General features: G+C 46.3%; 21 protein-coding genes. 4 read left to right on the top strand and 17 right to left on the bottom strand.

Going from position 1 to position 25078, the window contains the following annotated elements; translation table 11 throughout:
- Positions 1 to 2: 2 nt before the first annotated feature.
- From LEP1GSC061_RS08320 to rfaE1, 3 genes are all read right to left on the bottom strand, one after another.
- The gene (locus LEP1GSC061_RS08320; RefSeq protein ID WP_016544824.1) at positions 3 to 1616 is read right to left on the bottom strand and encodes a CTP synthase; all 1614 of its coding nucleotides are present in this window, start codon (positions 1614 to 1616) and stop codon (positions 3 to 5) included.
- 99 nt (positions 1617 to 1715) lie between these two features.
- Complete coding sequence (gene rfaE2, locus LEP1GSC061_RS08315; protein WP_016544254.1) at positions 1716 to 2210, bottom strand: D-glycero-beta-D-manno-heptose 1-phosphate adenylyltransferase; 495 nt, start codon at positions 2208 to 2210, stop codon at positions 1716 to 1718.
- The gene (rfaE1, locus tag LEP1GSC061_RS08310; protein ID WP_016544599.1) at positions 2207 to 3217 is read right to left on the bottom strand and encodes a D-glycero-beta-D-manno-heptose-7-phosphate kinase; all 1011 of its coding nucleotides are present in this window, start codon (positions 3215 to 3217) and stop codon (positions 2207 to 2209) included. Before rfaE1 ends, rfaE2 begins: the two co-directional genes overlap by 4 nt.
- A 62-nt stretch (positions 3218 to 3279) precedes the next feature.
- Here rfaE1 and LEP1GSC061_RS08305 point away from each other — a divergent pair, with 62 nt between their 5' ends.
- Complete coding sequence (locus tag LEP1GSC061_RS08305) at positions 3280 to 3891, top strand: LON peptidase substrate-binding domain-containing protein (RefSeq protein WP_016544913.1); 612 nt, start codon at positions 3280 to 3282, stop codon at positions 3889 to 3891.
- Between the two features lie 105 nt (positions 3892 to 3996).
- Here the strand turns inward: LEP1GSC061_RS08305 and LEP1GSC061_RS08300 are convergent, their stop codons facing one another.
- The 3 genes from LEP1GSC061_RS08300 to LEP1GSC061_RS08290 are packed head-to-tail and all read right to left on the bottom strand — an operon-like array spanning position 3997 to position 7081.
- A complete protein-coding gene (locus tag LEP1GSC061_RS08300) occupies positions 3997 to 5247 on the bottom strand; it encodes a C40 family peptidase (protein WP_016544331.1) in 1251 nt (416 codons plus the stop codon).
- Entirely contained in the window at positions 5247 to 6551 is a 1305-nt protein-coding gene (locus LEP1GSC061_RS08295) for a peptide MFS transporter (protein ID WP_016544841.1), read from the bottom strand. Before LEP1GSC061_RS08295 ends, LEP1GSC061_RS08300 begins: the two co-directional genes overlap by 1 nt.
- Positions 6521 to 7081, bottom strand: a complete 561-nt coding sequence (locus LEP1GSC061_RS08290) for a cob(I)yrinic acid a,c-diamide adenosyltransferase (RefSeq protein ID WP_016544570.1) — start codon at positions 7079 to 7081, stop codon at positions 6521 to 6523. The genes LEP1GSC061_RS08295 and LEP1GSC061_RS08290 overlap by 31 nt, the downstream gene beginning before the upstream one ends.
- A 317-nt stretch (positions 7082 to 7398) precedes the next feature.
- Here LEP1GSC061_RS08290 and LEP1GSC061_RS08285 point away from each other — a divergent pair, with 317 nt between their 5' ends.
- Complete coding sequence (locus tag LEP1GSC061_RS08285; RefSeq protein WP_016544695.1) at positions 7399 to 8250, top strand: flagellin N-terminal helical domain-containing protein; 852 nt, start codon at positions 7399 to 7401, stop codon at positions 8248 to 8250.
- Between the two features lie 74 nt (positions 8251 to 8324).
- Here the strand turns inward: LEP1GSC061_RS08285 and LEP1GSC061_RS08280 are convergent, their stop codons facing one another.
- The 8 genes from LEP1GSC061_RS08280 to LEP1GSC061_RS08245 all read right to left on the bottom strand — a co-directional run bounded on the left by LEP1GSC061_RS08280 (position 8325) and on the right by LEP1GSC061_RS08245 (position 16965).
- Positions 8325 to 8633, bottom strand: coding sequence for an LIC_10421 family protein (locus tag LEP1GSC061_RS08280; RefSeq protein WP_016545084.1), 309 nt, complete (start codon positions 8631 to 8633; stop codon positions 8325 to 8327).
- Between the two features lie 144 nt (positions 8634 to 8777).
- A complete protein-coding gene (locus LEP1GSC061_RS08275; RefSeq protein WP_040508139.1) occupies positions 8778 to 8990 on the bottom strand; it encodes a hypothetical protein in 213 nt (70 codons plus the stop codon).
- 33 nt (positions 8991 to 9023) lie between these two features.
- Positions 9024 to 12416, bottom strand: a complete 3393-nt coding sequence (locus LEP1GSC061_RS08270; RefSeq protein WP_016544697.1) for an efflux RND transporter permease subunit — start codon at positions 12414 to 12416, stop codon at positions 9024 to 9026.
- Positions 12417 to 12425: 9 nt separating this feature from the next.
- Positions 12426 to 13451, bottom strand: a complete 1026-nt coding sequence (locus LEP1GSC061_RS08265) for an efflux RND transporter periplasmic adaptor subunit (protein WP_415751829.1) — start codon at positions 13449 to 13451, stop codon at positions 12426 to 12428.
- Between the two features lie 25 nt (positions 13452 to 13476).
- Complete coding sequence (locus LEP1GSC061_RS08260; RefSeq protein ID WP_016544503.1) at positions 13477 to 13932, bottom strand: LIC13259/LIC11441 family protein; 456 nt, start codon at positions 13930 to 13932, stop codon at positions 13477 to 13479.
- Positions 13929 to 15317: a TolC family protein gene (locus LEP1GSC061_RS08255; protein ID WP_016544856.1), complete on the bottom strand. Its 1389-nt coding sequence runs from the start codon at positions 15315 to 15317 to the stop codon at positions 13929 to 13931. Before LEP1GSC061_RS08255 ends, LEP1GSC061_RS08260 begins: the two co-directional genes overlap by 4 nt.
- A 42-nt stretch (positions 15318 to 15359) precedes the next feature.
- Entirely contained in the window at positions 15360 to 15785 is a 426-nt protein-coding gene (locus tag LEP1GSC061_RS08250) for a hypothetical protein (RefSeq protein ID WP_016544300.1), read from the bottom strand.
- A gap of 88 nt (positions 15786 to 15873) precedes the next feature.
- Positions 15874 to 16965 carry a CehA/McbA family metallohydrolase domain-containing protein gene (locus tag LEP1GSC061_RS08245; RefSeq protein ID WP_016544182.1) on the bottom strand — a complete coding sequence of 364 codons (1092 nt, stop codon included), beginning with the start codon at positions 16963 to 16965 and terminating at the stop codon, positions 15874 to 15876.
- 167 nt (positions 16966 to 17132) lie between these two features.
- On the opposite strand from LEP1GSC061_RS08245, the gene LEP1GSC061_RS08240 reads away from it, so the two are divergent.
- Positions 17133 to 18122: a glycosyltransferase family 2 protein gene (locus LEP1GSC061_RS08240; RefSeq protein WP_016544817.1), complete on the top strand. Its 990-nt coding sequence runs from the start codon at positions 17133 to 17135 to the stop codon at positions 18120 to 18122.
- Here LEP1GSC061_RS08240 and LEP1GSC061_RS08235 read toward each other — a convergent pair.
- Together LEP1GSC061_RS08235 and LEP1GSC061_RS08230 are read right to left on the bottom strand one after the other, a co-directional pair.
- A complete protein-coding gene (locus tag LEP1GSC061_RS08235; protein WP_040508138.1) occupies positions 18113 to 19756 on the bottom strand; it encodes an ArnT family glycosyltransferase in 1644 nt (547 codons plus the stop codon). The genes LEP1GSC061_RS08240 and LEP1GSC061_RS08235 overlap by 10 nt on opposite strands.
- A 289-nt stretch (positions 19757 to 20045) precedes the next feature.
- Positions 20046 to 20894 (bottom strand): flagellin N-terminal helical domain-containing protein, encoded by an 849-nt coding sequence (locus LEP1GSC061_RS08230; RefSeq protein ID WP_010515586.1) that lies wholly within the window; start codon positions 20892 to 20894, stop codon positions 20046 to 20048.
- Positions 20895 to 21283: 389 nt separating this feature from the next.
- On the opposite strand from LEP1GSC061_RS08230, the gene ispH reads away from it, so the two are divergent.
- Positions 21284 to 22222: a 4-hydroxy-3-methylbut-2-enyl diphosphate reductase gene (ispH, locus tag LEP1GSC061_RS08225; RefSeq protein ID WP_016544447.1), complete on the top strand. Its 939-nt coding sequence runs from the start codon at positions 21284 to 21286 to the stop codon at positions 22220 to 22222.
- Positions 22223 to 22327: 105 nt separating this feature from the next.
- On the opposite strand, the gene LEP1GSC061_RS08220 is transcribed toward ispH, so the two are convergent.
- On the bottom strand, positions 22328 to 25072 hold the full coding sequence (locus LEP1GSC061_RS08220) for an ATP-binding protein (protein ID WP_016544341.1): 2745 nt from the start codon (positions 25070 to 25072) through the stop codon (positions 22328 to 22330).
- Between the last annotated feature and the right edge of the window lie 6 nt (positions 25073 to 25078).

Genomic DNA, 25078 nt, shown 5'->3' with positions numbered 1-25078 from the left:
TCTTACTTCCTTGCTAATTTGACTGCCGCGCGAATGAAACCCGCGAATAATGGATGCGGCTTAGTGGGCTTTCCGGTGAATTCCGGATGGAACTGGACTCCGATAAACCAAGGGTGGTCGGGAATTTCCACGATTTCGATCAGATTTTCGTCGGGAGAAATACCGGAGAGGACCATTCCCTTTTCTTCGAAGATCTGTTTGTATCGGTTCGTAAACTCGAATCTATGTCTATGTCTTTCGTAGATGAGTTCTTGTTTGTATTCGTTGAAAGCCAGGGTGTTCTTTTTGATTTTACATGGATAAGAGCCGAGCCTCATCGTTCCGCCCATTTGGTCTATATCCATTTGTTCCTCTATGAGAGAAATGACCGGGTCGGGAGAATCGGGACGGAACTCGGTGGAATTGGCTTCCCTTAGACCCAATACATTACGTGCATATTCGATCACCGCACATTGCATTCCCAAACAGATTCCGAAGAAAGGAATTCCTTTGGTTCTAGCATATTGGATGGCGGCGATCTTTCCTTCGATGCCTCTGTCTCCGAAACCTCCCGGAACGAGAACTCCATGCGCAGATTTCAGAACGTCTTTCACGTTCGTTTTATCCAGTTTTTCCGGATCGACTTTTATGAATTCCACATTGGCTTCGTTAGCGATTCCCCCGTGGGAAAGGCTTTCGTAAACGGAACGGTAAGCGTCATGCAAAGAAATATATTTTCCCACCACGGCGATCTGGACCGTATGTTTAGCGGATTGGAGGCTCTTGATGATTTTTTCCCATTCGGTGAAATTGGATTTTCCGAGTTCCAGTCCCAGTGTCTTTAGAACGACTTGATCCAATTTTTCCTCTTTGTACATCTTGGGGATTTCGTAGATGGAAGTGCTGATGTCGGAGGCGGAGATCACATTCTCCTCTTTCACGTTACAGAAGGAGGAGATTTTACTCTTCATCTCCTTGGGCATGGGTTGATTGACCCTACAGATCAAAATGTCCGGTTGGATTCCTAAAGCTAAGAGTTCTTTTACGGAGTGTTGGGTCGGTTTGGTCTTAGCTTCTCCCGCTACGGTGATTGTAGGAACTAGAGTCACATGGATGAATAGTACTTGAGTGGGACCATGTTCGTATCTCATTTGTCGGATCGCTTCCAAGAAAGGAATGGATTCGATGTCGCCTACGGTTCCTCCTATCTCTACGATCACGAAGTCCGTCGCATTTTCGCGAGCAAGAGTGTAGATTCTATTTCTAATTTCGTTGGTGATATGTGGAACGACTTGGACGGTTCTTCCTAAATAGTCCCCTTTTCTTTCTCTTTGGATAACGGTATTATAAATCTGTCCTGTGGAAACGGAGTTCTTACGAGTGAACTTGGACTTAGTAAATCTCTCATAATACCCCAAATCCAGATCCGTCTCGGCACCGTCTTCGGTTACGTAAACCTCTCCGTGCTGGTACGGACTCATGGTTCCCGGATCAATATTGATATAAGGGTCCATTTTCTGCAGAGAAACGGTATATCCCCTACTTTCCAGAAGGCATCCGAGGGCGGCTGCGGAAACCCCCTTTCCCAATGAGGAGCAAACTCCTCCGGTCACGAAAATAAACTTAGTCTTGGACAAGCCAGTCTCCTACCTGCTGAACAGAGTTTTCTTCAGTCGCGGAAAATCCAACTCGGAATTTCCGGCAAAGGCCATCTTATTCTGGAAGAAATTCCCCGTTTAGGGGGTAGAACGGATCCTGCGGATCAGGTCCGTGCTGGAGAATCCGGGCACAAAGGGAAGAATTTTCACTTCTCCACCTAGACTACGAACCAAGGGAGTCTCCGGTAAGGCTTCCACATCATAATCCCCTCCCTTGGTATGAATATGGGGAGCGACTCTGGAGATGAGTTCTAAAGGCGTGTCCTCGCCGAAAACAGTAATGAAATCCACGAAAGAAAGACAAGAAAGAAGAAGGGCCCGGTCCTCTTCCGGATGGACGGGACGTTCCGGACCCTTGAGCCGCTTCACGGAGGCGTCGGAATTCAGTCCTACCCAGAGACAATCTCCTAGATCTCTTGCCTCGGCAAGATAGCTAAGATGTCCTTTGTGCACTAGGTCGAATACTCCGTTCGTAAAAACGATTTTCTTAGAAGAGCGGATTTGCTCCGAAATTTTTTTAGCGTCTCCGAAGGGAATGATCTTAGAAACGCATCGGGAGAAAGAATCCTTCAACGGAAGATCCCTCTTTTTTCCAAGGCTTGTAAGAGTTCCTCGGGTGAAACCGTCTCCGCTCCCAATTTTCCTACGACTACGCCCGCAGCGGCGTTCGCTACCAAAGCCGATTCCAATTCTCCTAATCCTGCCGCGAGAAAGGCGGTATAAACCGAGATGACAGTATCTCCCGCACCGGTTACGTCGAAGACTTCTCTAGCTACTGTCGGAATATGGTAGGTCTTGTTTTCCGAAGAAATATACAGACTCATCCCTTTTTCGCCTCGGGTAATCATCATGGAAGGAGAATGCAGCCTTTCCGCGATCTCTCTTGCCGCAGCCTCTACATCCGAATCCGAATCCAATTTTTTGCCTAAGGCCTTTCCCGCTTCGTGGTGGTTCGGGGTCATCACGCTGGATTTTTCATACTGGAAGAAATGAGACACTTGCGGATCCACGGTTACGATCTTACCGTTTTTAACGGAAATATCTATGATTTCACGGATCAGAGTCGGGGTCAGAGTTCCTTTATCGTAATCGGAGAGAACGACTCCGCTCGCTTCTTGTATTAGTTCGGAAAATCCTTTTAGAAGAGCTTTCTCTTCTTCCTTGTTCAAGGGAATAGTCTCTTCTCTGTCTATCCTACATACTTGCTGGTGACCTGCAATGACTCGGGTCTTCAGGATCGTAGGAACGTTTTCGGAACGAAGGATAGTATTCTTTCGAGGATCGGTATTCTCGGACTCCAAGAGTTTGTCCAGAATCTCTGAGGTCTTATCCGCACCCGCTCTACCGAAGACGAAGGATTGTACTCCGAGCTTAGAGAGATTTTTGACTACGTTTCCCGCTCCCCCTAGAGTCATCTTCTCGTTTCGTACCCAGACGACCGGAACCGGAGCTTCGGGCGAGATGCGATTTACCTCGCCTATGAGATATTCGTCCAGGATCAAATCGCCTATGATTATGATCTTGGTTTGGGAAAGATGAGAAGCGGCCTGGAGATAACGATTTTTATTTAAGTAATACAATTTCTAACCGAGGTTACTATTTTATTTGCGTTTTCCCTTCAAAAGGTTAGGATAACTGGCAGGTGTCAAGAACTACAATTCCTATCTTCCCTCTTCCGGAAGTCATTCTCTTTCCGGGCACTTTTCTTCCCCTGCATATCTTCGAACCCAGATACAGGATGATGTTGGATTATTGTTACGAATCGGGAGAAGAATTAGCCGTAGCTCCTTTCAAAGCATCCGCGCATGGGAGCGATGCTCATCCGGAAATCGAAAATATATTCGGATGGGGGCAAATCGTTCGGAGAGAACCGTTGCCCGACGGAAGATCCAATATTCTATTGGAAGGAAAGGGAATCGCCAAATTGCAAGAATACCAAACCATGGAGCCCTTTCGGATCGGAATGGTGGACAAGATCGATCCGGACGAACGCTATTTAGACAATCTGGAATTCCAGGAAACTTTCGATCGGATTCTATATTTCACAAAACGAATCCTCTTAACTGAAGGCGCCAACGAGGAACTGATCCTAAGAATGAATGATCTATGGAGCCATCCTTTTCCGGTGGACTTTATCTCCTCGATTTTAAATTTCAATCTACAAAAAAAACAGGAAATTCTTTCCAATCCGGACCAAATCTTTAAAGCCAAAGTCCTGGTCGAAATCGTGGAAAAAATGAATCTCGCCGAGTAAATCACGCCCCAGGTTCAGTACGGTCCCCTTCGCCCTTCGATACGATTCACGCGAAGCGAGAATCACTCAGGAACCGTACTGGAGGATCGTGCCGGACCTGTGGGGCTATTCTATTACTTTTTTAAAAAGTCTTCTGGAGAGGACGAATCGGTCCAACCACCATTTCATTCGGATCTTATCTATGACGACTCCGCGAGTGGACGAGGCGTGCGCGAAATCTTCTCCGGACAATACCAAACCCACATGAGTCACCTTGGATTGGTTCGGAGAAGCGGAGAAAAATATCAGATCCCCGGCACGCATTTGACTATGAGAGACTCCCACTCCGATTTTTGTTTGAGCGCTGGAAGCACGGGAGACCATTTTTTCCGGAACTCCGACCCTACCATCGGTAAGAGCTCTATAGGTGAATCCGGAACAATCCGTTCCGGTCTTGGAAGCGTTGGCCCATTTATAAGGAGTTCCTACCCATTCGGAGGCGACTTTTCTCAAAACGCTAGCGGTGAGAGTCTCCCAACCTTCCTTGGGGGGTTTTTGATCTTCCGGCTCACCTGGTTCGGGTAGATTCGGAATCAGAGGAGGATCCGGCAAGGGTTCGATTCTCGGCCTGTCTCCGATTACGATTCCTCCTACCTCGTCCAAAGAGGATTCAATGGATCGTGCCGCGGATAATTTTCCGGAGCCCGAGGTCTCCTTTTCTCCCGCATGCAATTTTTTTAAATTAGAAAGAAGAATATAAGCTCCTCCTTCCAATTTGGAATCCAGGGAATTCTTAAAGCCGGATTCGATTTTTTCGAATGGAACCGATCTGCCTTTACCGGGCATTTGGGTGAGTATCTTGGAGGCTAAACGGTTCTGCGGGAAGTCCACCAGTTTTCCGGAGATAAGCGCTCTCCCCCCGGCAAGAATGGAGAAACCGTCCCATTTCTTTTCCAAGGCAGCTTCCACGAATCGATTTCGTACCTCTTCTCGAATCTCCGCTTTTTTGGTTTCCTTGAAGTACAAGCCGATATAGCTGAAGTCTTCCGGAGAAAGATCCCTTTTGGAGGAAACAGGGATTGCGTCTTCCGCTTCTTCGAAAGTCAGTCCGGAGCGAACCGAATAATCCAGGTTCACGATGAGATCCGCCGTTTTCTCCGGAGTTACCCCTTCCAGGATGGCCCAAGGAACTACATTCTTCGTTATGACGAGTACATCCTTTTCGCCTGCTCTTTTTCCCAATCTTTGGAAAACGGAATTTTTAATAAGAAGACTTTGGCTTTGGTTCCAATCCGATTTCAATAGATCCTGAAACGGATCGGCGTTCAAGGAAAGACTCGCGCCTAAGAATAGGAGGGATAAGAATATTCTTTTCATTATTTGATTCCGTGCATCCAGGATTCGAGTTTCTTACGAAATAGAAAAAGACAAATTGCGGTCAACGTAGGTAAAGAGAAGAAGATGAGAAAGAATCTGGAAAGAGAATCCTGCTTTCCCATAAACAACGCCAAGAATCCGGCCAAGGAATGTCCGAACACTGTGGCTAGAAACCAAATCCCCATCATCATGGAAGCGATTCTTACCGGGGCAAGTTTCGTGACTAAGGAAAGGCCCACGGGAGAAACGAATAATTCTCCGCTCGTCAAAAGAAAGAATCCCAGAACGATCCAGAGAGAGGAAATTTTTTCAGACGATCCTGCCGTCACGACAGAAAGTAACAGAAAGCCCAAAGCCAAGACGACGAGCCCCAAACAGAATTTGGTGACCGAAGAGACATGGATCCCCGATTCTTCCGTCTTTTTCCAGGCCCAAGAAAACAGTAGAGACAGCAACATTACGAAAATAGGATTTAAGGATTGGTAATTGGCTGCCGGTATTTCCCATCCGAATACGTTTCTGTCCACATATCTGTCAATGATCAGATTCATGGTCGAGCCCATCTGCTCGAAGGAGGCCCAAAAAGTAATCGTGACAGCGGAGAAAACTAAAATGGCGAGGATTTTTTCCCGATCCGTTTTGGGATTAGCTGTCGAGGCGGAAGTTTCCGAAAGAGGAGAAGAGTCGGTTACGGAGGAGAATGCCTTAGGATCGATTCTTCTTCCTAAAAACCAAAAAATGAGAAGTCCTAAAAGCATCCCGAAAGCGGCTACGCCGAATCCGTAATGCCAGCCTTTATATTCCGCAAGATTGGCACAGGCCCAGGTTCCCAAGACCGCTCCGGCGTTGATTCCGAAATAGAAGATGGTAAATCCGGAATCCTTGAGATCCTCTTTTCCTTCCAGTTCGTAGATTTTTCCCACCACGGTGGATATACATGGTTTAAAAAATCCGTTACCTAAAATTAAAAAGCCCAGCCCTGCGTAAAAGAAATTAGGTTCGTTCAAGGATAGGGAGAGATGCCCCATCATGATCAGAAATCCGCCTAGAAAAATCGATTTACGATATCCTAATGTGCGGTCCGCGAGGTATCCGCCTACGATAGGAGTGAAATAAACGAGACTATTATAGAAGGAATAGATCAGGTTCGCTTTCGCATCGGCCATAAGCCAGGCCTTAGTCAAAAACAGTACAAGCAAGGCTCGCATTCCGTAGAAGGAGAATCTTTCCCACATTTCTACGAAGAATAGGACGTAAAGTCCTCGCGGATGTCTTATTGTTGTCCCTTGGCTCTGGACTTCCATTGAGGCTCCTCGATTTTGGATTCGAAGTTCGCGAATCTAGCCGCTACAAAAAGGTAATCGGAGAGTCGATTCAGGAACCTAAGATTCTCCGGAAATACTTCCGCCCCTTCTTCCTTATATCGGACCAGATCTCTTTCTAGTCTTCTTGCGAGCGTACGGGATATATGCAGAAAGGAGGAAGGCGCAGAGCCTCCCGGTAGAATGAAATTCTTTAAAGGCACCAGGGACTCTTGCCAAAGATCGATCTCCTTTTCCAAGGAGAGTATGTCGTCTTCCAAGATGCAGGAGGTATCGTCCTTCTTACGGAATCCCGCAAGCTCCGAACCCAATTCAAAAAGAAGATTTTGGATCCTTTCAAGTCCGGGTCTCAGAGAAGAATCGGCCCGAAGGAAGGAAAGCGCGACCCCTAGGGAGGAATTCAATTCGTCCGCTGTGCCGTACAGCTCTACTCGTTTGTCGGATTTGGAGACACGGGAACCGGAGGCAAGAGAAGTGGTTCCGGTATCCCCTTTTTTAGTATAGATCTTCATTGCTTTCCACCCAGGATTTAAGGGACAGAATTCGGAAAACTACCTAAATTTCCCTAGGAAAAGCCGTTTTATAGGAAAAAAAGTTGCAGAAGCGGAGTTTGTAGTGGTAAGATCGAGATAGATTTTTCCCTTTTTGGAATATCGGCGACTTCGCCTTTAGTCTTTAGGAAAAATCTCAAAAAAAAATCTCCCCCCAAAAATAAGGGAGTGAAATTCGCAGTGGGACCCGACCCCACGAGCAAGAGTTCCCCACTCTTCTCTAAGTCTGGAAAATACGGTTCGGACGGATCCGAACTCTAGCTACAGGGAGGTTGTTGATGATTATCAATCACAACATCAGCGCTCTTCGTGCAAATAATGTACTGAAGACAGTCAACAACGAACTGGACAAGACCACCGAAAAGCTTTCCACCGGAATGAGGATCAATCGTGCCGGTGACGACGCTTTAGGATTTGCCGTATCCGAAAGGATGCGTACCCAAATCCGCGGGATTGCCCAGGCGGAAAGAAACGTTATGGATGGGGTCTCCTTCATTCAGGTAACCGAAGGAAATTTGGAGCAGGTAAATAATATTCTGCAAAGATTGCGGGAATTATCCATCCAGACCTCCAACGGGATCTACTCCGACGACGACCGGAAACTGGTTCAATTGGAAGTGGATCAGCTGATAGACGAAGTGGATCGGTTGGGGAAATCCGCCGAATTCAATAAGATTCGTCCTTTGAGCGGTTCCTATTCCAAAGAATCCAAGAATCCGATCCAATTGCATGTCGGACCCAATCAAAACGAAAAGCTTGAGATATTCGTGGATGCGATGAATGCGGGAGCTCTCCAATTGGAGAATAACGGCAAGAAGCAAACTCTGTCCTCCCCGGCCTCTTCGAACACGATGATCGGGATTCTAGACAATGCGATCCAAAGGGTAAACAAGCAGAGATCCGACTTAGGAGCCTATTATAACCGTTTGGAAATCACTGCGGAGGGTCTGCAGGCCAACTATATCAATATGGTGGCAGCGGAAAGCCGGGTAAGGGACGCTGATATGGCGGAACATATAGTGGACTTTACTAAAAATCAGATTTTGACCAAGAGCGGAGTCGCAATGCTCGCCCAAGCAAATATGAGACCGGAACAAGTAGTGAAGCTTTTAAGCGAGAGATTCGGTTAGTAAGTATTAAGGAACGTTTTAAACCCGCCCGGAAAAGGCGGGTTTTTTTACGTACGGCGATCTAAGTTTCTATATCAGTATTTGTCCGCCTGTGCCTTGTAAGCTGCAGCTTCCTTCTCACAATGCTCGGCTAACTTGTTGTACTTCTTTTTGTCGGCTTCGTCGGCGACTGCTTTTCCACCGTGGGATTGGTTAGCTAGGGATTTATACTTTTCGGCCAATTCTTTATGATCCTTGGCTTTCTTGGCGAAATAATCCTTAGCGATTTTTTTCAAATCCGGGGTCGTGGCTTCGTTGATGAGCAGCTGGTCCAGTTCGGTGAAAGCGGAAAGATTTCCGGCAAAAGCGAACAATATAGCCGCCAGGGCGATAATTTTTTTCATGAAACATAGTCTCCTATATCGTTTATCATTATGTGTTAATTTCACAAAAAACGTCAACCGGAAATGAATCCGGTCGAAGTGGTCGTTCTCTGATAATCCTCAAATCGAGCGGTTTGAGGCCTCGAGAATCGGGATGGGTCTTGGTTATTTCTTCTTTTCGGCTTCCTTATGCTTTTCGTGGTCGTGTCCTTTTTCCTTCTCGGGTTTATTTCCCTTATGGTGTTCGTGGTCTTTGGAAGTTCCATGTTCTTTGTGATGGTCCTTTCCGTGCTCGTGCTCTTTGGTTTGATCTCCCGCATAGACTGCGGAGGAAACCCAGATGCCGATTCCTAATAGGATTGTCAGAATTTTCCTCATTTTCTTTTACCTCATAAATCAACTTTTAGTGAATTACTTCTTTTTTATGTTCTTTTTCGGTTTCTTCCGAACCGATTCGGCGGCTTCCGGATAGGAATCTTCCATGTCCAAAATCCCAGTCGGAGCGGATGCGACTGGCGCAGGAGCCGTTTCGAATCCGAATTTCTTTTTGGTAGCAAATAGGTTCGGAAGAGTGAGCCTCCCCTCTTTCCAAAGCATGTATAAAGGAGGATAGACCAGCAATTCCAGAATGAAACTCGTCACGAGTCCTCCTACCATAGGAGCAGCGATTCTCTTCATCACGTCCGAGCCCGTTCCGTCGGACCACATGATGGGCAAAAGCCCCATCATTGCGGCGAGAACCGTCATGATTTTTGGGCGAACCCTATGGACGGCTCCGTGTACAACCGCTTCGATCAATTCTTCCCTATTTCTTAATCTGCCTTTCTTTTTTGCGTCTTCGTAGGATAAATCCAGATAAAGAAGCATGAACACTCCCGTTTCCGCATCTAATCCCATAAGGGCGATCATTCCCACCCAGACGGCGACGGACACATTATAATCCAGGATATACAAGAGTCCTACCGCTCCCACCAAAGAGAATGGTACCGCCATAAGTACGATTAGAGTCTTGGCGTAGGACTTTGTGTTCAGATATAGGAGTAGAAAGATAATGGCCAAGGTCAGGGGCAGAACGTATTTCATTCTCTCCCGTACTCGGAGCATATTCTCGTATTGTCCACTCCAGACGATGGAATATCCTACAGGCAGGCGAACGGAATCCGAAACGAGTTTTTTGGATCTGTCCACAAATCCTCCGATATCCGAAGTGGACGGATCCACATAAACGTAGCCCGCCAAGAATCCGTTTTCGTCCCGGATCATAGAAGGTCCTGTCTTTTGCTTTACGTCCGCGATTTCGGAAATGGGAACATGCCCGAAGGCTTGGGTGGGGACGAGGATTGCTTTTATCTTTTCGACGGAGTCCCTTAGTTCTCTCGGGTATCTTAAATTTACGGAGAATCTTTCCCTACCTTCGATCGTTTGGGTGATGGATTCTCCTCCTATTGCCGCTACTATGATCTGTTGTGCGGTATCCACGGAGATATTGTATCTCGCGAGCTTCTCCCGTTTTAATTCCAGATCCAAAAAGTAACCTCCGGCAGTTCTTTCCGCGAATACGTTTCTGACTTCAGGCGCCTTTCTTAAAACGGATTCGATCTCGACGCCGATCCTTTCTATTTCTTCTAGAGAGGAGCCGAGTATCTTGATTCCGATCGGAGTTCTCATTCCTGTGCTGAGCATATCGATACGGGTTTTGATCGGCATGGTCCAAGCGTTCGTGACGCCGGGAAATTGCATCTCACGATTCAATTTTTCTATGAGCTCGTCCTTAGTGATTCTCTCGGAAGTAAAAGGAAGAAAAGGATACTGCAGGATTCTAGGTAAGTTGGAGTAGAATCGATCCGCTTTTCTCCATTCGCTTTGCGGGCGAAGAAGAACGACGGTTTCCATCATGGAGAAAGGGGCGGAATCGGTTGCGGTTTCGGATCTTCCCGCTTTTCCGAATACCCTTTTTACTTCCGGAAAACTCTTCAACTTCTTGTCCATAACGGTCATGAGTTTCTCAGCCTCCGCGACGGAGATCCCCGGCAGGGTCGTAGGCATATAAAGAAGAGACTCCTCGTAAAGAGAAGGCATAAATTCCGATCCCAAATGGAGATAAACAGGAATCGTCAGAAGAGTGACGGCTAACGCGGAAAGAAGAATTTTTTTCGGTCTATGTAATACCCAACGACATACCGGATCGTAGAAGCGGAAAAGTATCCTGCTCACCGGATGTTTTTCTTCCGGATAGTATTTTCCAACAAATAAAGTGGTTGCGAATTCGGAAAGTCTGCGATTCTTCCACCGGAAGGGTTCCATTCTGGTGAATAGCATACGTAGAGCCGGATCCAACGTGATTGCAAGAATAGCGGCCACTGCCATCGCGATATTTTTAGAATATGCAAGAGGTCTAAAGAGTCTGCCCTCCTGGTCTACCAGCGTAAAAATAGGGAAAAACGCCACAGCGATCACAAGTAGGGAAAAGAAAACGGAAGGTCCTACTTCCAATAAAGCTTCCAATCTCACCGCATGATAGTCACCGATTCTTCCCCCGGATTCCCATTCTTCCAATTTTTTGTAAGCGTTTTCGACTTCCACTATGGCACCGTCCACAAGCACTCCGATGGAGATCGCCATTCCGGCGAGAGACATGATATTGGCGTGAATGTCCGCAAGATACATGGGAATGAAGGCGAGTAATACGGAAATGGGAATCGTAAGAATCGGGATGATCGCGGAAGGAAAGTGCCAAAGAAAAATCAAAATCACCAAGGAGACTATGAGCATCTCTTCAATAAGTTTCCATTGTAGGTTGGAAATGGCATGCTCTATGAGCTCCGACCGATCGTAGGTAACTAACAGTTCCGAACCTTTAGGAAGGCTTTCCTTGATCTCGGATAGTTTTTCCTTCACTCTTTCTATCACAGAGAGAGCGTTTTCCCCGTGGCGCATAACGATTGTGCCGCCTACAACGTCCCCTTCTCCGTCTAAATCGGCGATTCCTCTTCGTATATCCGGTCCGAGTTGTACGGAGGCCACATTCTTCAAAAGAATAGGGACTCCGTTCAGATCCGTAGAGAGAGGAATATTCTCAATATCCTGCAAAGAAGATAGATATCCCCTACCTCTCACCATATACTCAGCGCCGGAAATTTCCAGAAGCCTTCCGCCCGTCTCCTGGTTGCTTTCGCGGATTTTTCTTACCAAGGTTTCGAAATCTATATTATAGGATCTTAAAGCATTCGGATGTACTGTGATTTGGTATTGTTTCTTGAATCCTCCTATGCCTGCGACTTCAGAGACTCCCGGAACCGCGTTCAGAAGGTAGCGTAAATGGAAATCCTGGTAGGTTCGTAAATCGGAAAGGGAATTGTTTCCTGCCTTATCCACCAGTGCGTATTGGTAAACCCATCCGACCGCGCTTGCATCCGGTCCGAGTTCCGTCTTAACTCCGGGAGGAAGAGAGGATTGGATTCTAGATAGATATTCCAAGACCCGGGATCTCGCCCAATAGATATCCGTTCCGTCCTGAAAAATGACGTAAACATAGGAGAAACCGAAGTCGGAAAATCCCCTGACTACCTTGATCTTGGGTGCGCCCAAAAGAGAGGTCACGATTGGATAAGTGACTTGGTCTTCTATGATATCCGGACTTCTATCCCAGCGGGAATAGACGATTACCTGCGTATCCGAAAGGTCAGGAATCGCATCCAGAGGAATATTCTTCATTGCGAAGTAAGAGGATAAGAGCAGAAGAAGGGTAATCCCGATGACTAAGAATTTGTTCTCAGCGGAGAATCGAATTATCTTTTGGATCATAAATTCTCCTCAGTGTACATGCGGTTCGGAACCGGAACCGAATCGGATCTTTGCTTCCGAATCCAATAAAAAGGTGGATTCGCTTACGACTCTCTGGCCTTGCTCTAGGCCGGAAAGAATTTCCGTCCAAGTATCCGTGGACTTGCCGGTTTCTACTTCTACGGCGCGGAATCGGTCGGGTCCCGTTTGCATATATACGATTTTTCTTCTGCCCGTATCCAGAATGGCGGAGGTCGGAACGGATAAAATTCTCTTCAATTTCCAGTCGATCTCCACTTCTCCGAACATTTGGGGTTTGAGAAGATGCTGCGGATCCGATACCTCGCTGCGTAATCGCAAGGTTCTGTTATTTTTATCTAATATAGTGTCTATGCTTTGGATTTTTCCGGGAAATTCCTTTTCAGGATAGACGTCCGTCTTGAATCGAACTTCCAGGCCCGGTTTTACGGAGGTGAGATCCGATTCGTAGATCTGGGAATATATATGCGCCCTTCCCCCTTTTCCACCTAGGATCAATTCGGACGGGTCCCTTTTTCCGGAGGCCCAGAGTCGGATCTGGTCGGGAGAGAGTCCGAGCTGTCGTAATCTAAGTTGTAGGTTTCCCAAACCGATTCCAGCGGAATCGGAAAGCACAGCAGAGGACCGTAAAGCTTCCTTGTATTCCGTCAAGGCGGCGTACAATTCGGGATCATAGGCGACATTGGAATAAGCCCGGAACTTTTTGGCCAGATCTCTCAATGCAACCTCCTCGGTCTTGATTCCGATGGACTGTTGTTTTTCGTTGGAAAGAAGAAGTTCTCCTTCTTCCATTTGCTTAGCTTCAGAAAGAGTGGATTTTTTCTCGTGATCGGAATGGTCCGAATTACTATCCTCTTTTTTTACGAGGTCCATATTACAGATAGGACAAGTACCCGGTTTATCCGATGTATAATGCGGATGCATCGGGCAATAATAGATCTCTTTCTTATGCCCGCATTCTACGATAAAGAATAAGACTGCGAGTATAAAAGAAGATCGAATGAGTCCTCTCAAGATCGTATGATTTGCCCTGGGCAAAAAATCACTGGGCTTCACGAACGATCTCCCCGCAGCCTTTCATCTTTTTATCATAGGGGTTTCGAATTTCCTTACCGGAAGCGAGCCATTTCTTTTTCAGCATAGGACAATAGAATAAGGAAACTCCTGATTTATCATGATGCCCTAAGATAGGTTCCAATGCCTCGGAAAGCTTTTGGAAGAGTTCCCTCTTCTTATCCAATTCATTTGTGCGCCCTAGCTCTTCCGCAATGGGAGCGGCTTTGCGAAATGCTTCGGTGTCTTTCTTACTGTCCGCTTCTTTCTTAAGTAAGTCGGAGAGTTTCTTGGTATCCAATGGTCCCGGTTTTTCGGCGAAGATCTCGGAGTGGATCTTAGAGACTTCTTTCAATACGAAGGTTTCCTTTCCCTCGTGGGCGAAAACCGGCAAGGAAAGAACGATGGATAGGATAAGTATAAGATGGAAAAGAGCTAATTTCATTTTTTATCTCCCGTATTGTGTTTATCGTGGTTTGGAATTTCGTTCTCTTTATAGATAAGGCTTAAAAGTTTCAAGGCGTTCAGAACGGATTCGTTCTTACGTTCCTTCAAATCCTCCAATCTTATTTTAGCGTTTAGAATCTCAGTTTGCGCGAGCAGACTGTCTTGGACCGTGGATTTTTCCGCCGCATATTGGTAGGAACCGGCTCTTGCGGAGCGCTCCAATTCAGGGATGAGTCTTTTTTCCACAAGACGGATCTGATCCATCGTTCCTTTCGCCAGGGATAGGCTACGATTCAACTCGGAACGCATTTGGATTCTTGTCTTTTCTACGGAGTCTTTTCCTACTTCCGCAAGGTGTTCGCTTTCTCCGGTGATGGAATTCCATTTGAAGGCGGACCAGAACGGCACTCGCATGTTCATGCCCAAACTGAATAGATCTCCTCTATATTCCGTACTATCCATGAGTCCGTAATTCAGGGGGCCTTGGTCCAGAGCGTAGGTCTGGGATCTTCTCTTCATGTAGGAAAAGAATACTTCCGTTTGGGGAGCCAGGGAATATTTCGCCAATTTGGCCTGTTCCTTAAGTCGTTTTTCCTCTTCGGTTTGGATCTTGTACTCTGGACTTTCTTCGACTAATTTCGCTTCGGAGCCGACCAAATTCTCCAGTTCCTCGAATTTCTTGTCCAGGAAAGAATCCAATTCCAATTCGCGGATCTCTTGGAAAGAAAGCTTATTGGAGATTTGGTAATATTCCAATTGGGACCTTAGGTCCTTGAGTTGGGTAGAATACTCCGTCTCCTTTTCTGCGGCTTCCGTTTTTGCCACGGCGGATTTCAGAACGCCTGAGAGAGTGTTTCCTCCGTAAGCGTAGGAACTTTCGCTAATGGATTTTTGGGCGCCTAGAACGACTAGGATCTTATCGTTAATGGCCTTTTTCTTTTCCGAATGCTGGTAGCGATTTAATTTAGAAAAGAATTCTCCAAGAATTCTATTTACCCCCGACATATATGCGAAAGAGGCTTCGTTTTGCATGAGTTTGGAGATTCTTTTCTCCGTTCCTAGTTTTCCCGGAAATGGAAACTCTTGGGAAATGGAAAGCTCCACCCCGGTCATGGTGGGAGTATCCAGGGCACGATCTCCATTTAGTGAATATCCGTTTCGAGTGGGATAATTCCTATAAGCGAATCCGATTTTCGGATCCGGAAGGATACCTGCCGCCTCCGAATGGGATTTATGAGCCTGGGAAAGTCCCGCCAAGGATTTGGATTCGGGATGTTCCGTAGCTAGTATTCCTAGAATCTCTTCTAGGTCTTTTTTCTCGGCCTTGGCCGAAAGGGAAAATGAGAATATTATAATGAATGAGACGATGAATGCGCGATTCATATCTTCCTCCTAAAAATTTACGAAGAGAAGAAGATGAGAATCTTAAATCAAAAATACTTGGAGTACGCTTTGTTCTTGCGGAGAAGAAGGTAGAAAGGCTAGGAGAAAACCGAACTCCTTATTGCTTAGGGAAAATACAGTCGGATTCTCGGAGGGAATAAACCAATCCACTAGAACCTTCTGGATTCCTAATTTTTTCCAATCTAAGCTCTGGCTTAATTCGGAAACGGAAACCTGGGCATCCTTGCTGCAGCAATTCTCCTTTTGGTCGGAAGAATCAGAAGTTTGCTTTTCCGAGGATGTATTGTGATGACAAGGAGGAAGTTCCGATGCCTCCGATTTCTTTTCCTGAGAGGAGATCAAAATAGGGCAATTTCCGGAAACTTGGGCGAAGGAGACGCAAACGAGTTGTAATAGGAATCCGATTCCTATGAACAAACCGATCGATTGTTTCGCCCTGCGGGTCATACCATCTATTCTGACTATGATTCCCGGAAAAATGTCAATAAAAAAAGAGATCGAGCAGGTTGACCTTTTCGAATCGGCAGAGAACGAATCAGGGCAAGCTGAAGAAAGGATTACTTAGTAGAACCGCCGTAGGAAACACCGCCTGGACTCTCACATATTTATCGCTCGGTTTCATAAGATAGCTTCCCTTCTTTTGGAAGGAAGTCCTTGCGAGGATTTCCGAATTCGGCCCTACGAAATCCACAGTCATGGGAGTGTCCTCGAATTCGTAGAAAATCTCCCCGTTCTTTTTTTTGCCCAAATCCCTGATTTTCGGGTCGTCCAAGGTCCTCGCCATCTTGCGAATGCAAAGATAATTGCCCTCCGATAAGGAGCGTAAAATTTCCGGCTCGGTTTTTGCGTCCGCATTTACGAGTATATACCTCATGAGAGATTCTCCGTCCTGCTGGTAGATCTCGGAGCTTAGATCTCTCCAGTTCGGGATTCCCGAGGTTCGGGTTCGTAAATATTCCTCCCTGGGAAGATAATGCAAATCGTCCGAGGCCATACAAAAGGAAGGAATTCCCATTGTGAGCAACTTGTCCCAAAATTTGGGAATGTCTCCGAAGGGACTGAAAACTTCTATCGCATTATAATTTTTTAATTGGGAGAGGGATTCCAAAGGAAATGCGTCGTTTAAATTGGGATGATTGACTACAATAAATCCGTTCTCGTTCCTGATGGTATCGATCAGCCATTGCAGGTTTTTCTGATCCGCATAGAATGGAAACAAATCGTATTTCGGAGACTCCGACCCGAAAACGGAGAGATGCCTTTTTCTCAGGTTCATTCCCCATTCGTAACCGTCGATTTGCAAGAGCTGTGGGTGTTCTGTTTTGGTGATTCTTTCGTAATCCGTAAAACCTAAAATCTGGTATCCATTGGAGGAATAAGCCGTTTCGATTTCCTCCGGAGAATTTCTGCCGGGAGTGAACCAAGTCCGGTTGGTATGGAGATGCATACCCGCTTTCAGCCAACGTAAGCCGGTCGATCTGGCATACGGATTTCCGAATTTCAGTATGTCCTTTTCTGTGCGAGTCAGGTCCGGCTCGGCTCTCAATAGGATCCAAGTGATTAGATTGAACGCAAGTGCTACGCCTAGAATTCCGATGGCGGATAGAATGGCTCTTTTTTTCCACATTCTTTTCCCAGTCTATCCTCGAGGTTCGAGTGAAAACAAGAATTCGCCAAAGTGAATATTACAACTTCTATACGAAAAATTTCGAGAGAACGGATTTCATCCTTCTGTAACAATCCCGGGATGAATTGGAAGTTACAATCTTCTACACACTTTCAAACCGGAAGAAGATGAAAATCGCCGTCGTACTACCAGCCTATAATGAAGAATTGACCATAGAAAAGACGATTCTTTCCTTTTTTCGAGAATTGCCTCAAGCGGTGTTCGTGATCGTAGACAATCGATCCTCGGACAAAACCTTCGAGATCGCAAAGAAGACATTAGAAGAATATAAAATAACAGGGACGGTTTTACACGAGCCTCGCCCGGGAAAAGCGAATGCGGTTCGGACGGCGTTTTACGAAACCGATGCGGACATATATATCATGTCGGATGCGGATCTTACCTACCCCGCCGAAGAAATCCACGCCTTACTTGCGGAGAGAGAAAGGAAAAGCCTGGATATGCTAGTAGGTGACAGATTGAGTAACGGAAGATACGGCAAGGAGAATAAGCGTCCCTTCCATTCCACAGGGAATCGATTGGTCCTTAGCCTGATCAATTTTCTATTCGGTTCCAAACTGAGGGATCCCATGAGCGGTTATAGGGTATTCTCTCGTAAATTCGTAAAGAACTACCCCGTGCTTGCTTCCGGTTTCGAGCTGGAAATCGAAATGACCCTACACGCTTTGGATAAGAGATTCCGCATCGGAGAAATTCCGATCGCTTATAAGGATAGGCCCCAAGGTAGTTTTTCCAAATTGAATACGATTCGGGACGGATACCGGGTTCTCAAACATATCTTATGGATCTTCAAGGATTACAAACCGATGCAATTCTTCGGGTTCTTTTCCGTGGTGACTGCCGGACTTGCGCTTTTGGCCGGTTATCCGGCAATTGTGGATTATATCCGTTTTAGATACGTATATCATGTTCCTTTGGCGATCCTAGCGACAGGCCTAGTTGTTTTATCCTGGATCCAGATCAGTATAGGTCTTATTCTTCATACTGTCGCCAAAATCCAAAGAACGAATTTCGAACATTCTCTATTGCGCTTCGAAAGCAGAAATAGCGGAAAGCAATATTCTAAGATATTCTCCGATCCGGTCTCTTATCGCTGATCCGAACCGGATCCGAGCTTGGGCTCGGATTTGATAAGAATTACCGTATTCTCCTTGGAAACTGTTTCGAATTTGCGATCCGGATAAGAGAGAACCAATTCCAATAGACTGTTTTCATTGCAGATAATGGAAAGTTTCTCTGTGGATTTGAATAGTTCCGACTCGTCCTTGAATTTATAGCTTCCTACTATATGGATTCTATCTTCCCGATAAAACATGGGATAAAAGGAAAGATATTTGTAAAATACGATCTTATTTCCGGAAGAAGACGCCGAATCGAAGAGTCTCAAGGTTCCGTCTTGTAAAAAATGAAGCACCTTAGGAACTAAAATCGCCGAGAGACTTGCGATAAACAAAAGCATACCGAATACCCCGGAAATTAGGAAATTCACCGAGCCTTTCCTTTTATCGTCGATTAGGTAATAAAAGGAAATCGTGATTCCTAAAACCAACAAGAGTCCGGGGATAGAATCCCAGGCCGAAAATTCGGGGAGGTCTGAAGGGGAAACTCCGAAATTGGATGCGACCTGTAACAGGATCCAAGGGAGGCCGGCAAATAATAATCCGAATACCAATCCGATCCCAAGGAATACGAATCCAAACGCTTTGCCTAATTCGGTTTTCCTTTCTTCCCATAGCAAGGCCGCGAAAAAAGCGAAACCGACATAGATCGAAGAGGAATAATGAGGCAATTTGGTTTTGACAACGGAGAAGATAAGTAAAACCGAAAGTATCCAGATGAGAAAGTAGCGGGAGATTTTTGCAGTTTCCTTAGATTTAAAAATCTGAATATTCTTGGGTAGGTAAAATAGAAAGACCGTCCACGGGAAAAATCCGATGAAGGCCACAATGAAATGATAATAAAAGGGACCCGTATGCGATTCCAGGGATTGGGTCAGTAACTTCTTCTGGAAATCGAAGAATTGAACCAGGAATTCATCTCCGTAGATAAGAAAATTCGTCAGGTAGTAAAAGGAAAGAACGACCAAGCAAACTCCCGCAAAAACAAGAGCATCCGAAAAATGGAATCGAAACCTTCTTTCCCAGATTCGATTTCCCACAAAGATTAGAATCGGGATCCCGAGTCCCAAAGGACCTTTCGTTAGAACCGCCAGACTCCCGAAGAATGCGGCACCGACCGCCCAGACAATCCTCGTTCGGAAGTTTTGCTCTTCTCTTTCGCTATACAGATAAAAACTGAGAACGGAAATAAGAATGAGAGTATTGAATAGATGATCTATATACGCGGTTCTCGCAAGTACTAAGGGGAGCAGGGAAGAAGCGTAGATCCCAGCCCAGACGAATCCGAAATTTCGGTTGCGAAGATAAGAACCGAAGCGGACCAAAACGAAGAAAGAAATGAGTCCGCTCAGAACCGAAGGAAGTCTTGTGGAGATTTCCGAAATCCCCAAGATCTTATAGAATCCGTTTGCGATCCAAAAAAACAAGGGAGGTTTTTCTCCGAAAGTCTGACCGTTCACTTGCATCCGGAAGTATTCTCCGGATTGGAACATTCCCTTCGAAATAGCCCCGTAGATATTCTCATCCCAATCGATGAGGGGAAAGCTTCCCAAACCGAAGAGTAAAAGTGCGATATAAGCCAAAATAGAGAGTGGGAAAAACGGATTTCGCATCGAAGAAAGAATCTATCCTTGGAAAGGAGGAGTCACCTTCCCTCTTCCAAAAATGGAAACACTATGAAATCGGCATTCTAAAACCGTGGCCGGAACCGCTCGTTCTATTACAAAACGGATAAAAATAAAAAAAAGCCTAACCTTCGTTACGAGAAGTTAGGCTTCAGAGTCGTACGGCGATTTATAATAAATTATAAATCCGTGGTCCCGTCGAAAGAACCAACATTCACTGGCTTGGCGCTCCCCTGCCGGAATCACACGAGTCAAACCGGCAGGTTAGCTACTTGAATTACTTCAATAGCTGGAGCACGGTTTGCGGCTTCATGTTCGCCTGAGCGAGCATCGCAGTCGCAGCTTGAGTCAGAATCTGATATCTGGTAAAGCTGGTCATTTGCTCAGCCATATCAGTATCACGAATCCGTGATTCAGCCGCTTGGATGTTCTCATAAGCGTTCATGAGACCTTTAGCAGCATGTTCCAGACGGTTGTAATAAGCTCCCAAGTCCGCTCTTTGCTTGGAGATCAATCTCAGAGCGTCGTCGGCAAGGCCGATTACGGAGTTCGCTTTTCCCGCCGTAGAAAGAGAGATGAAAGTCAGAACGGTCGGGTTTCTGAGACCCAGAGCCGCGGTGTTCATCGTTTCGATATACACTCTCTCTCTTTGGTGCATGTTAGCACCCATATGGAACCACATACTAGCAGTCGGATTCAAACGAGCGAAGGCTCCGGTAAGGAGTTTCATCTTGTTGAACTCGGCCTGAGATGCGATCCTGTCGATCTCGTCGACCAACTGGGACACCTCTACTTGTATTTGTTGACGGTCTTCTTCGGTGTAGATACCGTTCGCAGCCTGCACCGCAAGCACGCGGATCCTTTGGACGACTTCATGGGTTTCTTGCAGATACCCTTCCGCCGTTTGGATCAAAGACATACCGTCTTCAGTGTTTTGTTCCGCCCTGCGCAAACCTCCGACCTGAGTCCTCATTTTTTCGGACACGGCCAAACCGGAAGCGTCGTCACCTGCACGGTTAATACGCATACCGGAAGACAATTTTTCGATGTCTTTGTTCATGCTTTCGCTATTGAACTTCAAAGTTCTATGAGCGAAAATGGCACTGATATTGTGGTTAATAATCATTCGGTTCCTCCTTGAATCCGAATCTCCTCAACGAGGAGAATTTGATTTTCCTAGAGGTCTTCCTTGACCTCTTCATGTTCAAAATCGGGAAGTTCGGAGAAACGGAAGAGAGACTTTTTTTGAGGATTCACCGATAAAAGAAGCTTCCTCTCGGATTCGGATATGTCGCTTTTTGAGTATTTCGGGCGCCTCCTTCGGCAAAGCCTCAGGACCGAGCCGCTACCGGTTCGGGCATGGCCCTCATCCGCTCGCGATCTTCTTTCTTTTCCAATTTCCCATTATGGCAAGCCGCTCGGGACTAAAGCCGTCCGCGTCTCTGGCGCGGTTGGATGCAAAATCCATCCTAAAATGCTTGCCGGATTTCGGAAGGACAAGAGTCTGAAAGAACGATGCTCGAAAAGATCTATCTCGCCAACCCCCGAGGCTTCTGCGCCGGAGTAAAGTATGCGATTTCTTATGTGGAACAGGTGCAGTCCCATTCCCAGGACCAAATCTATGTTCGAAAGGAAATCGTCCATAATCGTAGAGTCGTAGAGGATATGAAAAAGCGCGGGATCAAGTTTATCAACGAGCTGGAAGAAGCTCCGGACGGATCCACGGTGATTTTTTCGGCTCACGGAGTTTCTCCCGCGGTGGTCGAGGAAGCGAAACGTAGAAACATGAAAATAGGCGACGCCACCTGCCCTTTAGTGACTCGGGTCCATCGTAAGGCGCGCAGATACAAGGATACTCATCAGATCATTTATATAGGCCACCAAGGTCATGACGAGGCGATCGGAACCACGGGAGAGGCGGAGATGTTTCTCGTGGAATCTCCCGAAGATGTACAGGCTCTAGTGGGAAAATTGGATATTACGAAACCGATCACTTATCTCATGCAGACTACTCTTTCCATCGCAGACACGAAAAAGGTAGTCGAAAAGATCGGGGAACTCTTTCCGATGGTGGAGCATCCCTCCAAAGACGATATATGCTACGCGACCACGGAAAGACAGGAGGCGGTCGCCTCCATGATGGATTCCATAGACGCGATGATGGTGATCGGGGCGGATAATAGTTCCAATTCTCTCCGCTTATTGCAATTGGCGCAGAAGTCCAAGCCGCTTTCTTTTAAAGTCACATCCGTAGAGGATCTAGATAGGGAAAGAATCCTTTCCGCTTCCATCAAAATGCTCGGAATCACTGCCGGAGCCTCCACTCCTCAGATTCTAGTGGATGAGATCATAGCCAAGCTCCGAGAATTTTATCCGCAAGCCAGTGTGGAATTATTCCCAGGATCCAGAGAAGATTCCATGAGCTTTAAATTACCCGCAAATTTGTTGATGTAATTCGATCGGAATCGATCCCGAATTACGTTCTCCCTTAAAAAGACAAAAAAAGACCGCTCTCCCGGCATTGGTAGAACGGTCTTTTTAGTTTCTGTTTAGAAATTCTTAAAGAAGAGAAAGAGTAATCTTATTTCTTCTATCTTGGATTTCTTCCGGAGTTTCGATCTTTAAAACCTCGTCCGGAACGATCTTGAAGATGGACTGTCCTTTCTGGATGATCTTTCCATCGCTATCCTGCAGAAGAACCTCTTTGATGGTTCCCGAGAAAGGAGCCGTGATCTTATTGAACATTTTCATCACTTCCACGATAAAGAGAGGCTGTCCCACTTTGAAGTGGTCGCCCACATTCACCATTGAAGGAAGATCCGGAGCCTCCTTGGAATAGAACATTCCCCCCATAGGAGAAACGATCTCGTCGGAACTCGCCTTAGGAGCCGGCGCCAGATGCTTGATGAACGCGTCTCTAGTATCCGATTTTTTGAATATTTCCGGAATAACCGGTTCCAGATTTTCATCCACGGTAAGAGTATAGAAACCGGATTTGCTTCCCAGATTCGGGATTAGGTTCAATAACTCCAAACCTACTTGGAATCCTTTATGAGAAGAAACGGCTTTGTTCCAAAGCTCCGGTTCGAAACCGGCAGGCGCCTTTCCGGAAAAGAACGCGTCCCATTCTACAGAGTCCGCTTTTTTGCCTGTCTTAGCTTCCAATTCCTTGTAGAAAGCGAATGCGGATTGCAGTATCGCCTGGTCGTGATCCCAGATTTGCTCGGAAGGAGATTGGTGCAATTCTCCTTCCATATGCAGATAATAATAGAGCTCTGATAAAACGAAGATCGGGTTTCTGAGCCAAACTACTTTTTCCTTCTCTATCTTCCAGGAAACATTCTCGTGGTATCCTAGAAAGCCCGCGAGTAGATGCGCATCGGAAAGTAGTTCCGTTACCGGTCGAGTGATCAGAGTGAGTTTACGCGCGAGAATCTTCTTCGCTTCCGCTGGAGCGGAAGAAACGATTTTGTTCCAGGCCACTTCCAGATCCACGTCCTTACCCAGACTTTCCAGAGCGCCTACCGCCGCCAGATAAGAGATCATAAAAGCGGTGGAAGGTTTGAACATGGGATCCTTGCCCAAAATCCAATTTATCAAACCGTAATGTACGATCAGGTTGGTTTGAAGGTCCTGTCCCCTAAGTTCGGTCTTGCGGAGAATATTTCCTAATTTGCGAAGGTTATCTTCTCTACTCGTTCCGTAGGTGATTAAAAGAGCGATATTGGAATCGTAAGCTCCTGCGACCTTGTAATGGATAAATAGACCGGTATCCGGATTGCGGACGGAGATCCCTTGGTCGTCACGGATTTCTTCCGGAAGAGGCTTAGACCAATTTAAAATCACACCGCCTGCGTGAGGCTGGATGGCTTTGTTCGTAGCATTGATTCGGACTTCCGCTCCCGAAATATTGCGAACCACTCTTTCTGGTTTAGGCAGTCGTTTTCCGTGCAGGGAAAGTAACGCCATAGCTTCGATAAGGCTATCTACGATAAAGAACTCGGATTTATTTTCCGGATTCGTAAACTTGAGAGTATAGGCAATTTCAGTCACCCTATGCTCCACTTGGATCCGAGTATTCATCTCCATGAAGAAGTGATTGGTTCCGTCCACGATCAACTCGAAGGTGGAAACGCTATTTAGGTTAACCGCTTGTCCGAATCTTTCGGATTGTTCTTCCATGTCCTTCAAGACTTGGAGATCAGCTTTTAGGATTTCGGCCTTTTTCTTTTGGGACGCTTTCTCGGAGTCTTGGATTTCCTTTTCAAGAAGTTCCTGGGTGAGAGAGATCTCTAAAAGTTTTTGCTCGTGCATCTGCACAGAGCAATCCCTTCCGCCCAATGCAAGACACCATTCTCCGTTTCCGATCAATTGGATCTCGTTATGGCGAGTCTTTTCGATGTTCAATTCCATGAGGAAGTTCCGGTTGGAACCGGGAGCCGTCACCTTGGATTCGGAAAGAATTTCCTGAACCGCGGTCTTTACTTCCTCCGGCTTGGCGACAACCCTTTGGCCTTTACCGCCGCCTCCGCCTACGTATTTGAATCGAATCCGATTGGATGGAAATTTTTCCCAGATTTTGGCGGTCTCGATTTCAGCTTGAGCTTGCAGATCGGCGATAGTTACCAACTCGACGATCTTCTCGTATCCGGCGTATAAGAGAGCTTCCGCGTTGTCCTCCAAAGATTTGGAAGAATCGAATTTGAAGTCCAATCCCTTTTCTTTCGCCAAAGAAGTGAGAGCTTTTTCATCTCCCGCTTTTTTGAGAAGGCAGATAGCGGAAATATTATCCACACCGGGAGTGACGGAAACGTTCAGCTTACGTGCGAGTTTCTTGGCCTCGTCCTTGGACCCTGCTTGGTGAGCCACATGAGAAGAAGGTCCCATAAACGTGATTCCGCTTTCTTCGATTGCCTCGATGAATTCGGAATCCTCCGCCATGAATCCGTATCCTGCAAAGATATGAGTGTATTCGTTATCCTTGGCGATCTGGATGATTTGTTTAATGCGTGCGGCTTTCTCTTCCGCTCCCGCTCCCATATAATCCGGAACTCGGTGTATATTGGAAGGAAAACGAAAGCCTCTTAGTTCCGGAGCGAGAGCCATAGGATAAACCACGGAATCCTTTTCGGAGAGAAGAATTCCGTATTCTCTGATTCCGATCTGATCGAATATCTCCATAGCCTCTTTTCGGACAGGCCCACGGCAAACGATCAGACATTTGATGCTCTCCAGCGTAAAGGAATGGATCCAAGGAGAAGCGGATTCGCGGAAGGTAATGCGTCGATTTTGGTAGTCGATCATCGTTGT

The organism is Leptospira wolffii serovar Khorat str. Khorat-H2 (assembly GCF_000306115.2).
Taxonomy (GTDB): domain Bacteria; phylum Spirochaetota; class Leptospiria; order Leptospirales; family Leptospiraceae; genus Leptospira_B; species Leptospira_B wolffii.
This window is presented reverse-complemented; position numbering and strand designations above follow the sequence as displayed.

Excerpts from the sequence above, each read along its gene's own strand:
- LEP1GSC061_RS08300 (WP_016544331.1), bottom strand. The coding sequence starts at position 5,247 with ATGAAAAGAATATTCTTATCCCTCCTATTCTTAGGCGCGAGTCTTTCC.
- LEP1GSC061_RS08295 (WP_016544841.1), bottom strand. The coding sequence starts at position 6,551 with ATGGAAGTCCAGAGCCAAGGGACAACAATAAGACATCCGCGAGGACTT.
- LEP1GSC061_RS08290 (WP_016544570.1), bottom strand. The coding sequence starts at position 7,081 with ATGAAGATCTATACTAAAAAAGGGGATACCGGAACCACTTCTCTTGCC.
- LEP1GSC061_RS08285 (WP_016544695.1), top strand. The coding sequence starts at position 7,399 with ATGATTATCAATCACAACATCAGCGCTCTTCGTGCAAATAATGTACTG.
- LEP1GSC061_RS08280 (WP_016545084.1), bottom strand. The coding sequence starts at position 8,633 with ATGAAAAAAATTATCGCCCTGGCGGCTATATTGTTCGCTTTTGCCGGA.
- LEP1GSC061_RS08275 (WP_040508139.1), bottom strand. The coding sequence starts at position 8,990 with ATGAGGAAAATTCTGACAATCCTATTAGGAATCGGCATCTGGGTTTCC.
- LEP1GSC061_RS08270 (WP_016544697.1), bottom strand. The coding sequence starts at position 12,416 with ATGATCCAAAAGATAATTCGATTCTCCGCTGAGAACAAATTCTTAGTC.
- LEP1GSC061_RS08260 (WP_016544503.1), bottom strand. The coding sequence starts at position 13,932 with ATGAAATTAGCTCTTTTCCATCTTATACTTATCCTATCCATCGTTCTT.
- LEP1GSC061_RS08255 (WP_016544856.1), bottom strand. The coding sequence starts at position 15,317 with ATGAATCGCGCATTCATCGTCTCATTCATTATAATATTCTCATTTTCC.
- LEP1GSC061_RS08250 (WP_016544300.1), bottom strand. The coding sequence starts at position 15,785 with ATGACCCGCAGGGCGAAACAATCGATCGGTTTGTTCATAGGAATCGGA.
- LEP1GSC061_RS08245 (WP_016544182.1), bottom strand. The coding sequence starts at position 16,965 with ATGTGGAAAAAAAGAGCCATTCTATCCGCCATCGGAATTCTAGGCGTA.
- LEP1GSC061_RS08240 (WP_016544817.1), top strand. The coding sequence starts at position 17,133 with ATGAAAATCGCCGTCGTACTACCAGCCTATAATGAAGAATTGACCATA.
- LEP1GSC061_RS08235 (WP_040508138.1), bottom strand. The coding sequence starts at position 19,756 with ATGCGAAATCCGTTTTTCCCACTCTCTATTTTGGCTTATATCGCACTT.
- LEP1GSC061_RS08230 (WP_010515586.1), bottom strand. The coding sequence starts at position 20,894 with ATGATTATTAACCACAATATCAGTGCCATTTTCGCTCATAGAACTTTG.
- ispH (WP_016544447.1), top strand. The coding sequence starts at position 21,284 with ATGCTCGAAAAGATCTATCTCGCCAACCCCCGAGGCTTCTGCGCCGGA.
- LEP1GSC061_RS08220 (WP_016544341.1), bottom strand. The coding sequence starts at position 25,072 with ATGATCGACTACCAAAATCGACGCATTACCTTCCGCGAATCCGCTTCT.